The 12704-nt window shown below is 74.7% G+C and carries 10 protein-coding genes; 5 read left to right on the top strand and 5 right to left on the bottom strand.

All coding sequences use genetic code 11. The features are described from left to right. Positions 1-134 precede the first annotated feature (134 nt). On the bottom strand, positions 135-857 hold the full coding sequence (locus ACTMTB_RS16895) for a YsnF/AvaK domain-containing protein (RefSeq protein ID WP_441146663.1): 723 nt from the start codon (positions 855-857) through the stop codon (positions 135-137). A 174-nt stretch (positions 858-1031) separates the two neighbouring features. Here ACTMTB_RS16895 and ACTMTB_RS16890 point away from each other — a divergent pair, with 174 nt between their 5' ends. Next, entirely contained in the window at positions 1032-1406 is a 375-nt protein-coding gene (locus ACTMTB_RS16890; protein WP_357612643.1) for a hypothetical protein, read from the top strand. Between the two features lie 214 nt (positions 1407-1620). Here the strand turns inward: ACTMTB_RS16890 and ACTMTB_RS16885 are convergent, their stop codons facing one another. Together ACTMTB_RS16885 and ACTMTB_RS16880 are read right to left on the bottom strand one after the other, a co-directional pair. Next, complete coding sequence (locus tag ACTMTB_RS16885) at positions 1621-2508, bottom strand: alpha/beta fold hydrolase (RefSeq protein ID WP_441146661.1); 888 nt, start codon at positions 2506-2508, stop codon at positions 1621-1623. A 116-nt stretch (positions 2509-2624) separates the two neighbouring features. Next, positions 2625-3515 carry an LLM class flavin-dependent oxidoreductase gene (locus ACTMTB_RS16880; RefSeq protein WP_441146659.1) on the bottom strand — a complete coding sequence of 297 codons (891 nt, stop codon included), beginning with the start codon at positions 3513-3515 and terminating at the stop codon, positions 2625-2627. Between the two features lie 218 nt (positions 3516-3733). Between ACTMTB_RS16880 and wrbA the strand changes: the two genes are divergently transcribed. Continuing rightward, positions 3734-4354 carry an NAD(P)H:quinone oxidoreductase gene (gene wrbA, locus ACTMTB_RS16875; protein WP_280838344.1) on the top strand — a complete coding sequence of 207 codons (621 nt, stop codon included), beginning with the start codon at positions 3734-3736 and terminating at the stop codon, positions 4352-4354. 67 nt (positions 4355-4421) lie between these two features. On the opposite strand, the gene ACTMTB_RS16870 is transcribed toward wrbA, so the two are convergent. Then, the gene (locus ACTMTB_RS16870; protein ID WP_441146657.1) at positions 4422-6341 is read right to left on the bottom strand and encodes a chorismate-binding protein; all 1920 of its coding nucleotides are present in this window, start codon (positions 6339-6341) and stop codon (positions 4422-4424) included. Positions 6342-6611: 270 nt separating this feature from the next. Between ACTMTB_RS16870 and ACTMTB_RS16865 the strand changes: the two genes are divergently transcribed. The 3 genes from ACTMTB_RS16865 (at position 6612) to ACTMTB_RS16855 (ending at position 11075) form a co-directional block, all read left to right on the top strand. Continuing rightward, a complete protein-coding gene (locus ACTMTB_RS16865; protein WP_441146654.1) occupies positions 6612-8012 on the top strand; it encodes an FGGY family carbohydrate kinase in 1401 nt (466 codons plus the stop codon). 97 nt (positions 8013-8109) lie between these two features. Beyond that, entirely contained in the window at positions 8110-10653 is a 2544-nt protein-coding gene (locus tag ACTMTB_RS16860) for a nitrate- and nitrite sensing domain-containing protein (RefSeq protein WP_441146652.1), read from the top strand. Beyond that, a complete protein-coding gene (locus ACTMTB_RS16855; RefSeq protein ID WP_088961379.1) occupies positions 10650-11075 on the top strand; it encodes a roadblock/LC7 domain-containing protein in 426 nt (141 codons plus the stop codon). The genes ACTMTB_RS16860 and ACTMTB_RS16855 overlap by 4 nt, the downstream gene beginning before the upstream one ends. Positions 11076-11200: 125 nt before the next feature. Here ACTMTB_RS16855 and ACTMTB_RS16850 read toward each other — a convergent pair whose 3' ends face one another. Next, a complete protein-coding gene (locus ACTMTB_RS16850) occupies positions 11201-12685 on the bottom strand; it encodes a GH1 family beta-glucosidase (RefSeq protein ID WP_441146650.1) in 1485 nt (494 codons plus the stop codon). Positions 12686-12704: the final 19 nt, after the last annotated feature.

Here is a 12704-nt window from a genome sequence, read left to right as displayed (position 1 = left end):
ACAGTGCCGCCCTTCGCCCGGAAACGACGGTCAGCCTAGGCGGCAGCACCGACACCGATCCGGACACGCCGCCGGGCGGGCGGGCCGTGGCCCACCCGCCCGACGTCCACGATCATCGACCGTGGCGACCGCGGTCAGCGCCGTCGGCGTGCCGGCTCCGGCACGTCCGCGTCGACCCGCTCGCGGCGGACCTGCGCGTCGATCGGCTCATCCTCGACGATCTCGTCCTTGGTCAGCCGGACCCGCTCGACCGGCACCTGGTCCTTGCTGACCACCGGCCGCTCGGCGCGCAGCTCCATCTCACGCTGCTCGTCGCGGATGTCCGGCCGGACGTCGCCGCGGTTCGCCGCGGTGATCGGCTCGCGCACCACCCGTACCTCGTCGTGCTCGACCGGCACCGTGGTGTGCACGTCCTCGGTCACCACGTGCTTGCTCAGCCGGGCCTTGCCCGCCGGCTCGCTCTGGGTACCGACCCGCAGCCGCTCCTCGGACCGGGTCATCTCCGGCGCGCCGGGCCGCCGCTGCGGCTGCTCCTGCTGCTGCTGGAGCTGGTAGTGCCGGTAGAGCTGGGCGAGCTGGTCCGCGCCGAGCGGCGCCTCGGTGCCCGACTCGACGGCGGGCGCGCTGCGCACGGTCGCCTTGTCGTACGGCACCCGCAGGCGACCCTCGGCCATCCCGGCCCCGGCCAGCGGCGCCATGGACTCGTGGTGGCCCATCACGCCGGTCTTCACGCTGACCCAGGTGGCCTCGCCGGCGGGATCGGCCCAGACCTGGGCCACAGTGCCGATCTTGGCGCCCGAGCGGTCCTGGACGTCCTGCCCGTACAGCGAGCGGACCTGCTGTTCGGTGAATCGCATCGTTCGTCCTTCCTCTCGTGGGTCACGACCTGGCTACCCGGCCCGTCCAGAGCGCATTCGTGGGGACGTCCGTGGATAGCAGCAGCGGGAGGAGAGGTGGCGGAGGGGACGCATAAGTGTCGGGACATCGGGGATGCGCCGTCCGGGACCGTAGCGAAGAATGCGAGGTATGAGATGACCGCGTCAAGTGAGCCCGCCCCGCGCGCCCGCCCCGCCGGAGGTACCCCGGCCAAGACCAGTGCCGCCGCCACCTTCGCCCTGGTGTTCGGCGTGGCGGCGCTGTTCAGCGTGCTGACCGCCATCCTCGCCTGGATCGGTCTGCTGCTCGGGATCATCGGGGTGATCCTGGGGATCGTCGGGCTGAAGATGAGCCGCCGCCCGGGGGTGACCGGGCGGGGGGTGGCGATCGGTGGGCTGGTGCTCAGCGTGCTCGCGGTGCTGCTCGGTTTGGCCCTCGCGGCCGGGATCAGCACCTTCGTCAACGACGAGGGTGCGGTGAACCGCCTCCAGCAACAGGTCGACGACCTGCGCGACCGGCTCGACGACTGAGCCGGACGCGGTCCGCCGACCCGGTGCGCAGCTCCCCAGCTGACACGGGCCCTGATCGCGCTACGCCCGCTCTCGCGGGCGGAGCGCGATCCCCCGTTCAGGTCCATCGGGCGTCGGCGATGTCCCGGGCCGCCGGCACCCGTGCGACCAGGATCCCGGTCGGCGAGACCGGCGGGCACCGCCCGGCAGGGAACTTGCGCAAATCTTGAGCCGGCTACGTCCCGGCGCCGGGAGGGTGGACGCGGCCGAGGAAGTCGCGCATCAGGGACACCACCTCGTCGAGGTGGGTCTCCAGCAGCCAGTGGCCGCCGTCGAGCAGGTGCAGCTCCGCGTCCGGCAGGTCGCGCAGGTACGCGCGGGCGGCCCCCTCGGGCATGTACCCGTCGTGCGGCCCCCAGACGATCAGCGTGGGCGGCCGGTGCTCCCGCAGGTACGCCTGCTGACGCGGGAACCAGTCGACGGTGCTCCGCTGGTCGGCGAGCAGGTGCACGAGGTGGTCGGGGCCCGGCGGCCGGCCCACCTGAGCCCAGGAGAGCGTCCACAGGTCGGGGCTGATCCGCTCGGCGATCTCGCCGGGCACCTCGCCCAGGAACTCGGCGCGGAACCCGCTCTCCGAGACGTGCTCGGCCACCTCGGCCAGCGCCTGCGGGCTGGGGTCGGCCCACATCTTCTTCAGCGGCGCGTACTTCGGTCCATGCTGGTCCTCGTAGATGTCGCCGTTCTGGATGACCAGTGCCGCGACCCGTTCCGGCGCGCTCATCGCCAGTCGCAGCCCGAACTGGGAGCCGTAGTCCTGCAGGTAGATGGCGTAGCGGCGCAACCCGAGGACGTCGGTGAACCGGCGCAGGAAGTCGGCGTACCCGTCGAAGGTGTAGGCGAACGGCGCCGCGTCGGCCCGGGTGTAGCCGAAGCCCGGCAGGTCGGGGGCGAGCAGCCGCCAGCGGTCGCCGAGCGCCGGCATCAGGTTGCGGAACTGAAACGACGACGACGGGTAGCCGTGGGGCAGCAGCACCACCGGGGCGTCCACCGGCCCGGCTTCCCGGTAGAACGTGCGGATGCCGTCGACGTCGACGACCCGGTGCGCCACGGCAACGCCTCCCATGGCCCCGCCCTACCCGCCCCCGACCCGGACAAACCCCGCCCCCGGCGGGCCGACCGCGGGAGGGCCGCCCCGGATGGCCCGGATCCCAGAATTCCGTGCCGCTGGCGCCGCCCGGTTCAGCGCCGGTCGGCGGCGACCAGCTCGCGGGCGGCGGGCGCCACCTCGGCAGCGAATCGGCGCAGGTCGTCGGGGTCGTCGCTGCCGAGGATGAAGACGCTGACGCCGTCGCTCAGCGCCAGGTCCGCCAGTTCCTCGGCCCACTGCTCCGCGGGTCCGTCCAGCGGGCCGCGACCGACCGCGCCGAACCGTCCGGTGATGTTGAGCAGCCGCCGGACGTCCCGGGGCGACCGGCCGGCCTGCTGGGCCGCGTCGTCGATGATCCGGTTGCCGGTGGCCAGGTCGCCGGGTTGCAGGTAGCCCAGCGACGGGAGCCAACCGTCGGCCCGCCGACCGGTGAGCGCGAGCATCCGGGGTTTGTAGGCGCCCAGCCAGATCGGCACCGGATGGGCGGGGGCCGGGCCGCGCTTGGCGCCGTGCACCCGGTGGAACTCGCCGTCGACCCGCACGCCGCCGCGCGCGCCGGCGTCCCACAGTTGGCGGATGACGTCGATGGCCTCCGCCAGGGCCCGCACCCCCTGCGCGGGGGTGAGCCGACGGCCGCCCATCGCCTCGATGGCGTCCCAGAACGCGCCCGCCCCCAGGCCCAGCCGGACCCGGCCGCCGCTGAGCAGGTCGAGGCTCGCCACGCTGCGCGCGAGGACCGCCGGCGGGCGCAGCGGAAGGTTCGTCACGTTCGCCGACAGGCCGACCGTGCTGGTCCGCGCGGCGACGTAGCTCAGCAGCGTCCAGGTGTCGAGCAGCTTCGGCTGGTACGGGTGGTCCTGAAAGGTGACCAGGTCCAGCCCGATCTGCTCGGCCAGGACGGCGAGGGCGACGGTGCCCGCCGGGTCGTCGCTCGCCGGTGTGGTGAACGATCCGAAGAGCAGCGGGTGACCGTAGTCGCTCATCGCCGGTCGGCCTCCGGGTAGGGCGGGCACGAGGGCCGGCGCGTTCCGATGCTCATCCGCCTCTCCTTCCCGTCGCGGCCGCGGGCAGTCCATCGACCGCGTGCCGGATTGCCGGCGTCGACCAGGGCAGGCTCCGCGCGGCCGCTCGATCTTGCAGTTTGACACCGCATGTGACGGGTAGTCGCGGGAGCTGATCCGAACCGAGGAGGGACGTGCCGATGGACGGCCAGGTCAAGGTAGCGGTGGTCTACTACAGCGCGACCGGCATCACCTACCAGATGGCGCAGGCGGCCTGCGAGGCCGCCGGCGAGGCCGGCGCCGAGGTGCGCCTGCGCAAGGTACGCGAGCTGGCGCCCGACGAGGCGATCCGCTCCAACTCGGGCTGGCAGGCCCATCACCTGGAGACGCAGGACGTCCCCGAGGCCCAGCTCGACGACCTGTCCTGGGCTGACGTGGTCATCTTCGGCTCACCCACCCGCTACGGCATGATCGCCGCCCAGCTCAAGCAGTTCATCGACACCACCGGCCCGCTCTGGTCGCAGGGCGCCCTGGTGGACAAGGTCTACAGCGCCTTCACCTCCACCGCGACCTCGAACGGTGGGCAGGAGTCCACGCTGTTGTCCCTGTTCACGACCTTCTACCACTGGGGCGGCCTGGTGGTGACCCCCGGCTACACCGACCCGAGCCAGTTCGCCGCGGGCAACCCGTACGGCGCCTCGCACACCAGCAACAACGGGGAGACCGCCCCGGACCACCTGGCGCTCGGCGCCACCGCCCTGACCGCCAAGCGGGCGGTGCGCATCAGCGCCGCGGTCAAGCGCGGCCTGGCCGCGGGCTGACGTACGGGGCGACCGGCGGCCCGGGCGGGGGCTCTCGGCCCGTCCGGTCCACCGGTCGCCGCAACCCCTACCCGCGATCGGCCGGTCCATGCGCGGTCAGCGCCGGACGGGCCAGCAGGTGCCCGAGCAGGTCCGCCAGGACGGCCAGCCCGTCCCGGCTGAGCACCGACTCCGGGTGGAACTGCACCCCGGCGAAACCGGGGCCGCGCAGCGCGTGCACCGCCCCGTCGGCCGGGTCGCGGGACAGCTCCACCGGCCCGTACCGGGTGCCGAGCCGGTCGCGGTCGGCCAGGGCGGTGAAGGTGGAGTAGAAGCCCACCCGCCGGGACGTGCCGAAGACCGGGACGTCCCGCTGCAGTCCCTGGTACGGCGCCTCCCGCCGGTGCAGGGGCAACCCCAGCAGGCCGGCGAGCAGCTGGTGGCCGAGGCAGACCGCCAGCGTGGGCAGGCCGGCGGCGAGCCGGTCGGCCAGCAGCGCCCGCAGCGCCGCCATCTTCGGCTCGGTGATCGCGCCCGGGTCGCCCGGGCCGGGCCCCACCACCACTAGGTCGTACCCGTCGAGCGGGGCGGCCCGTTGCCACGGCCGGACGTCCACGGCGAGACCCAGGGCCCCGAGCTGGTGGGCGAGCATCCCGGTGAAGGTGTCCTCGCCGTCTACGATCAGCGCCCGCCGACCGGCCAGCCCCGCCAGCGTGGTCGCCCCGGGCACCCGTTGGTCGAGCCAGAACCGGGCCAGCGGCGTGTTCCGCGCGGCGAGCACCGCCCGCACCTCGGGGTCCTCGGCGAGCCGTACCGCCCGGGCGGGGTCGACGGCCGCCGCCTGCGGAGCCAGCCCCAGGGCGGCGAGCACTCCGGCCGCCTTGGCGTGCGTCTCGGCGACCTCGCCGGCGGCGGTGGAGTGCCGCACCAGGGTCGCCCCGACCGGCACCCGCAGCTCACCTGCGGGGGAGATCTCCGCCGTCCGGATCAGGATCGGCGCGTCCAGCGTCTGCCGGCCCTCGCCGTCGCGCCCGAGCAGGGCCAGCACGCCGGAGTAGTAGCGCCGCCCGGAGCGCTCGTGCCGGGCGATCACCCGGCAGGCGTTCTCCATCGGACTGCCGGTGACCGTCGGGGCGAACATCGTCTCCCGCAGCACCTCCCGGACGTCCTTCGAGCCGCGCCCGGCGAGCAGGTACTCCGTGTGCGCGAGGTGCGCCATCTCCTTCAGGTACGGCCCGACCACCTGGCCGCCGTGCTCGGCGACCGTGGCCATCATCTTCAGCTCCTCGTCGAGCACCATGTACAGCTCCTCGACCTCCTTGGGGTCGCGGAGGAAGCGCAGCAGGGCGGCGCGGTCCGGGGTCGCACCGGCGTGCCGGAAGGTGCCGCTGATCGGGTTCATCATCACCAGCCCGTCGTCGACGCTGACGTGCCGCTCCGGGCTCGCGCCGACCAGGATCCGGTGCCCGGTGTGCACCAGGAACGTCCAGTACGCGCCCCGCTCGCCGAGCAGCAGCCGGCGCAGCGCCACCAGTCCCGCCCGCAGCGGCGACCCCTGCACCGTCGCCCGCAGGGTGCGGTGGATGACGAAGTTGGCGCCCTCGCCGCGGCCGATCTCCTGGGCCAGCACCCGCTCGACGGTGTCGGCGTACTCCTCGTCGGCGACGTCGAACGCGACGCCCGTGGTGACCACCGGGGCCTGCGGGAGCGCGGCGAGCGCGTCGGCCAGGGCGATCCGTGCGTGCCCGGCTATCTCCAGGTACTCCAGCGGCGTGCCGTCGTCGACGCACTGGAAGCCCCGCTCGGCGATCTGCCGGTACGGCACCAGGGCCAGCGTGCGCGGGCCGGCCGCCCCGTCCGGCAGCGGCAGGTCGGCGAGCCGGTCGGCGGTGCGGACCGTACCCGTGAAGAGGTCGAGGTGCGCGGCGCCCTCGCGACGGACGAGCGCGAACGGGCCGGGGTCGGCGTCGTGCGCGAGGGCGGCGAGCAGGTCGTGCGGGCGGTTCATTCGGTGTCTCCTCCGGGCCGTCGGCGCCGCCCGTCGGGGCGGCCCGGGAGCCGGGGGAGAGACCGGCGGCCGCCTCGTCGGGCGGCCGCGTGGAAAGCTACGCGCGGAAGGTGGCCGCCGGGTCGGCGGGCCACCAGCAGGACAGGTGCGCGAGCATGTCGACCACCCTACGCGGCCCCCGCCGGGCGCGGAAGCCGTCCGAGGTACGCGTCGCGCGCCCGCCCGCGATCGAGGCTTCGCCGGGCCGGTCGGCGGGTACCGTGACCGGCGATGAACATTCTCGCTCTCGACCTCGGCACCTCCTCGGTACGCGGGCTCGTGCTCGACGCCGACGCGGGCCCGCGGCCGGGTGCGCTGGCGCGGCGCAAGGTTCACGTGAGCATCGGCGACCGCGGCTCGGGCACCCTCGATCCCGTGCAGTACCTGGCCTGCCTGGTCGAGTGCCTGGACGAGCTCGCCGGCGCCGGGCACCTGCGCGACGTGCACCTGGTCGCGGTCTCGGCGCAGTGGCACTCGGTGGTGCCGCTCGACCCCGCGGGTGCGCCGCTCGGGCCGGTCCTGACCTGGCTGGACACCCGCGCCATGGCGGCCCCCGGCAACGCCGGCCCGGCCGATCCGGACGCCTACCACGAACGGACCGGTGGGTGGTGGCACCGCGGCTACTGGCCGCTCCGGCTGCCCTGGCTGCGGGCGCGGTGCGGCAGCCGGATCGCCCGGTTCGTCGGCCTGGCCGAGTACGTCCTCGGCCAGCTGCTCGACACCGCGCCGATGTCGGTCTCCATGGCCTCCGGCACGGGACTGCTCGACCTGCGCACGCTGGCCTGGGACGCCGAGGCCTGCGAGCTGGCCGGGGTCCGCCCGGGCGAGCTGCCCGAGCTGGCGCCGACGGGGTGGAACGGGCGACTGCGCGCGGAGCACGCCGGTCGGTGGCCGCAGCTGGCCGGCGTGGCCTGGTCCGTCCCGGTCGGTGACGGGGCCGCCTCCAACGTGGGTTCCGGTTGTGTGGACGGGCGGCGCGCGGCGGTGACCGTGGGCACCTCCGCGGCGGTCCGGCTGCTGCATCGGCTGCCGGCCGGTGAGCCGCTGCCGCCGCTGCCCGAGGAACTCTGGCGCTACCGGGTGGACCACGAGTACGTGGTGACCGGGGCGGCCTACTCCTGCGGCGGCAACCTCTACACCTGGGCCAAGCGGGAGCTGCGGCTGCCCGAGGGCCCGGAGCTGTCGGCCGCGCTGGCGCGGGTGCCGCCGGACGGTGGCGAGGTGACGGCCGACCCCCGCCTGGGCGGCGACCGGCCACCCGGCTTCGCTCCGGCCGGTGCCGGCGAGCTGCGCGGGGTCGGCTTCGCCACCACCGGGGTGGAGATCCTGGCCGGACTGATGGCCGGCCTGTGCCGGATGGTCGCCGACGATCTGGCCGTGCTGGAGTCCACCGTCGAGACGCCGATGGAGGTGGTGCTGGGTGGGGGAGCGATGGCGGCCTCCGCCTGGTGGCGCTCGGCGTTCGCCACGGCGCTGGCGCCCCGCCCGGTGCGGCACCGTGCCGAGCCGGAGATCGGGGCGATCGGCGCGGCGCTGGTGGCGCTGGGCCGGGTGGCCGAGGCGGGGCGGCTGGCGATGACCGACCCGCCCGACGAGGGACGCGCTCCGGAGCGCTCCGGCGCCGCTTCCTGACCGGAGCTGTGCCACGCCCCGTTGACACAGCTCGCGGGCCTGGTTGGATGGACCCCGCTCCCTGACGCGGGGGAGGCGGGGGACCGAGGAGGCAGGTGTGGGCGCAGGTCCCGACCCGAGGCAGGGCGAGCGGGGTGGTCGGAGCCGGGGGACCGTCCGGGTCGTACCCCACCGGCGGCGCTCGCCGTTCCGGCTGCGCGACTGGCGGATGCGCACCAAGCTCGCCACCGTGCTGGTCATCCCGTCGGTGGCCTTCCTGGTGCTGGCCGGCGTGCAGACCGCGGCGCTGGTCGGGCAGACCACCGCGCTGAGCGACTTCGCCCGGCAGGTCGGCATCGGCCGGCAGATAGCCACCGTGGTGGACCGGCTCCAGCAGGAGCGGGACCGCTCCGCGGGGGAGCTGGCCGAGCTGCGCCGGGCCGGGAGCGAGGCCGACCGGGACGCGGCGGTCAGCGCGCTGCGGCCGTTGCAGGCGGCCACCGACCAGGCCGTCAGCGAGCTGCGCGGGGCCGCGCAGCCGCTGGCCGACGCCGACGCGTCCTGGCGGGTGGCGTACGGCGAGGCCCTGGAGGCGTACGACCAGGTGGTCTACATCCGGGCCGCGGTGCCGCCGGCGGTGCTCAACAGCGACACCATCCTGAGCAACTACCACCGGGCCATCGAGGCGCTGCTCAACCTGCTGGCGGAGCCCTCGCCGGGGGAGCAGCAGCCCGTGCTCACCGACGCCGTGCTGCGGTACGTGCAGCTCGCCCGGGTCAAGGAGCTGTCGTCGCGGATCCGCGGGCAGCTCTACGCCGCCGCCCGGGCCGGCCGCTACGACCTGGACGACCAGGTGACCCTCACCGACCTGCGGGCGCAGCAGCTGGCCGCGCTCGGCGCGTTCCGGGTCGCCGCCACCAACGATCAGGTTCGGCTCTACGACCGGACCTCGGTCGACCCGGCGTTCGTCGCGGCGATGAAGCTGGAGGAGAAGAGTCTGCCCACCGGCGGTGCCCGCGCGGAGGTGCTGCCCGCGCCGCAGTGGTGGGCCGCCAGCGAGCAGCGCCAGGAGCTGCTGCGCCAGCTGGAGGCGCGGGTGCTGGACGACGCGGTGACCCGGGCCGACACGGTCAGCGGCGACCGGCTGCGCACCACCCTGCTGGTGGTCGGCGGCATCGTGGTGGTGCTCGGGCTCGCCGTGCTGCTCGCCCTGCTCATCGGCCGGTCCATCGCCAACTCTATGCAGCGCCTGCGTGGGCAGGCCCTGCGGATCGCCCAGGTCGAGCTGCCGGACGCGCTGGACCGGCTCCGCTCGGTGCAGGGCGGCGTGCCCACCATCGACGTGCCGCCCCCGGTCGTCCGTTCCTCCGACGAGATCGGCGAGCTGGCCGAGGCGTTCGTCGCGGTGCACCGCAGCGCGGTCAGCGTCGCGGTGGAGCAGGCGGAGACCCGGCGCACCGTCAACGCGATGTTCGTCAACCTGGCCCGACGCAGCCAGGTGCTGGTGGAGCGGCAGCTGGAGCTGCTCGACGACCTGGAACGGGAGGAGGCCGACCCGGACCAGCTGGAGAACCTGTTCAAGCTGGACCACCTGGCCGCCCGGATGCGCCGTAACGACGAGAGCCTGCTGGTGCTGGCCGGCACCGAGTCCACCCGGCGGTGGAACCGCCCGGTCGGTCTCGGGGCGGTGCTGCTGGCCGCCAGCGCCGAGATCGAGCAGTACCAGCGGGTCCGCCGCGAGTCGGTGGCCGACCTGTACGTGGTCGGGCACGCCGTCGGCGAACTGGTGCACCTGTTGGCCGAGCTGCTGGAGAACGCCACCGCCTTCTCCCGGCCCGACACCGTGGTCCGGGTGGGCGCCCGGGCCGAGGGCGGCGGCGCGGTGGTGGAGATCGTCGACCAGGGGTTGGGGATGAGCCCGGCGGCGCTGGAACAGGCCAACATCGTGCTGGCCTCCCCGCCGGCCGCCGACGTGGCCGCCTCGGAGCGGATGGGCCTGTTCGTGGTCAGCCACCTCGCCGCCCGGCACGGCATCCGGGTCCGCCTCAGCGGCGGCGCCCAGGGCCTGCTCGCCCGGATCGAGCTGCCCACCGCGCTGCTGGCCGCCGCGCCCCCGGCGGAGCTGGACGGGCCGGTCTCACCGCGGATGCTGACCACGGCGGTGGCCGGCGCGACCCGGCCCGGCGGGCCGCGACGGCCGGCCGGTGCGCCGGCGCCGACGGAGCTGCCGGTGGCCGGCCGTCGTCCCGACCCGGCTCCGGTGGTGCCCGTGCAGGGGCGGCCGGTGCCGGTCCGCGCCGAGGACGTGCTGTCGCCGGCCGCGGGCGCCCCGGCCGCCGGCGGCGGCTGGTGGTCCCGCCAGGGGCCGGCATCGTCCGCCGCGGTGCCGGCCGGTGATGTGACGCCCGCGCCGCCCGCGACGCCTGTCATCGGGGGCACCAACGAACGGGGCCTGCCGGTGCGGGTGCCGATGGCTCAGCTCTCCGCGGTCACCGAGCCGGCCCGTCCGGAGGTTGCCACCACACGGGACGACCCGGACCCGGAGGCGGTTGGTGGCATGCTGTCGCGGCTGTACAGCGGGGTCCGCCGGGCCGAAGCCGAGGAGACCCGGGAGATAATCTTGCCGCCGTCGGGTGGGCACAGCGAAGGGGGACGACAGTGACGACGACCTTGAGCCAGGAGGCGCGGGACCTTAGCTGGCTGGTCAACGCGTTCGCGGAGCGGGTGCCGGGGGTGGCCCACGCCGTGGTGGTCTCCTCCGACGGGCTGCTGGTCGCGATCTCGGCGCACCTGCCCCGCGACCACGCCGACAAGCTCGCCGCGGTGACCTCCGGCCTGATGAGCATCACCGCGGGAGCGGCCCAGATGTTCGACGGCGACATCGTCAAGCAGACGGTCGTCGAGATGGGGCGCGGCTACTTCCTGGTGATGCAGATCCGCGACGGCTCGATCCTCGCCACGCTGGCCGCCTCGGACGCCGACATCGGCGTGGTCGGCTACGAGATGGCCCGGCTCGCCAAGCAGGCCGGTGAGATGCTCACCCCGGCGCTGCGCGCCGAGTTGCAGCAGGCGCTGCCCCGCTGACGACGACCGCTCCCGCCGTACCGGCGGGCCGGTCCCGCCCGGCCGGACCCGCCCGCCCCGGCGGGTCGGAGACCACCGGACCGCCCCCACGCGGTCCGGTGCGCCGGTCCCGGCCGGCGGGTGGCTCAGAGGCCGTTGTCGCTGATCACCTGCCGGTACCAGTGGGCGCTGCGCTTGGGGATGCGGCGCTGGGTGGCGTAGTCCACGTAGACCAGTCCCCAGCGCTCGTCGTAGCCCTCGGCCCACTCGAAGTTGTCCAGCAGCGACCAGACGTGGTAGCTCTCCAGCGGCACGCCGGCGGCGATCGCGCGGTGCGCGGCGGCGAAGTGGTCCCGCAGGAAGGCGATCCGGCCGGCGTCGTCGACGGTGCCGTCGGCGCCCAGGACGTCCGGGCAGGGCAGGCCGTTCTCGGTGACGGTGATCGGGATGGGGCCGTAGTCGCGGGTGACCCGGGTCAGGGTGTCGTACATCCCGTCGGGGTAGATCTGCTGCCACTCCGCCTCGGAGGTGGCCCAGCGCCGCACGGTGCCGCCGTCGGCGGTGACGTAGATCGGGGTGTAGTACTGCACGGCCAGCAGGTCGACCGGGCTGGAGATGATCTCCAGGTCGCCGTCGGCGATGCCCCGGACGAGCCGGCTGTCCCCGCCGAGGTCGGCCAGCACGTCGGCCGGGTACGCACCGGTGAGGACGGAGTCCAGGTACAGCCGGTTCTCGTACCCGTCGTAGAGCCGGGTCGCGGCCGCCGCGGCCGGAGTGTCGTCGGCCGGGTAGCACGGGTGCAGGTTGAACGCCGGCCCGATCCGCGCGGTGGAGCCGGTGGCCCGCAGGGCGCGCACCGCCAGCCCGTGCGCGAGCTGGAGGTGGTGGGCGACCAGGTACGCGGCATCCGGATCCTGCCGGCCCGGGGCGTGGTGGCCCCAGAGGTAGCCGTTCTGCACCACGGTCTTCGGCTCGTTGACGGTCAGCCACACCGGCACCTGGTCACCCAGGCCCCGGAACACGGCGTCGGCGTAGTCGGCGAAGCGGTATGCGGTGTCCCGGTTCTCCCAGCCGCCGGCGTCCTGCAACGACTGGGGCAGGTCCCAGTGGAAGAGGGTGACCATGGGTGCGATGCCGCGCTCGTGCAGGCCGTCGACGAGCCGGCGGTAGAAGTCGAGGCCGCGCTGGTTGGGTCGGCCGGTGCCGTCGGCCTGGATGCGGGGCCAGGAGACGGAGAACCGGTAGCTGCGCAGGTCGAGGTCGCGCATCAGGTCCAGGTCCTCGGACCAGCGGTGGTAGTGGTCCGCGGCCACGTCGCCGGTGTCGCCGTTGCGGGTCCGCCCCGGGGTACGGCTGAAGGTGTCCCAGATCGACTCGCCGCGCCCGTCCTCCTTGGCGGCGCCCTCGATCTGGTAGGCCGAGGTGGCCGCGCCCCAGCCGAAGTCGCGTGGGAAGCGCAGGGTGCCCGCGCCGGTGGTGGCGGTCGGGTCCCTGTCCGGCCGGGTGTCGCAGCCGGCCGTCACGGCGGCGGCCGCGCCGGCCACGGCGGCCCCGACCGGGGAGAGCCCGGCGCTGGCGGTGGCGGAGAGCGCGGCGCGGTGCAGCAGTCGCCGTCGGGTGAGTATCGACATCGGTGTTTCTCCTCAGGGT

It is taken from the genome of Micromonospora sp. L32 (assembly GCF_052068055.1).
GTDB classification, from domain to species: Bacteria; Actinomycetota; Actinomycetes; order Mycobacteriales; family Micromonosporaceae; genus Micromonospora; species Micromonospora purpureochromogenes.
Note: the sequence above shows the minus strand (reverse complement) of the source record. Positions and strands in the feature narration are given on the sequence as shown.

Excerpts from the sequence above, each read along its gene's own strand:
- ACTMTB_RS16870 (WP_441146657.1), bottom strand. The coding sequence starts at position 6,341 with ATGAACCGCCCGCACGACCTGCTCGCCGCCCTCGCGCACGACGCCGAC.
- ACTMTB_RS16880 (WP_441146659.1), bottom strand. The coding sequence starts at position 3,515 with ATGAGCGACTACGGTCACCCGCTGCTCTTCGGATCGTTCACCACACCG.
- wrbA (WP_280838344.1), top strand. The coding sequence starts at position 3,734 with ATGGACGGCCAGGTCAAGGTAGCGGTGGTCTACTACAGCGCGACCGGC.
- ACTMTB_RS16850 (WP_441146650.1), bottom strand. The coding sequence starts at position 12,685 with ATGTCGATACTCACCCGACGGCGACTGCTGCACCGCGCCGCGCTCTCC.
- ACTMTB_RS16895 (WP_441146663.1), bottom strand. The coding sequence starts at position 857 with ATGCGATTCACCGAACAGCAGGTCCGCTCGCTGTACGGGCAGGACGTC.
- ACTMTB_RS16890 (WP_357612643.1), top strand. The coding sequence starts at position 1,032 with ATGACCGCGTCAAGTGAGCCCGCCCCGCGCGCCCGCCCCGCCGGAGGT.
- ACTMTB_RS16885 (WP_441146661.1), bottom strand. The coding sequence starts at position 2,508 with ATGGGAGGCGTTGCCGTGGCGCACCGGGTCGTCGACGTCGACGGCATC.
- ACTMTB_RS16865 (WP_441146654.1), top strand. The coding sequence starts at position 6,612 with ATGAACATTCTCGCTCTCGACCTCGGCACCTCCTCGGTACGCGGGCTC.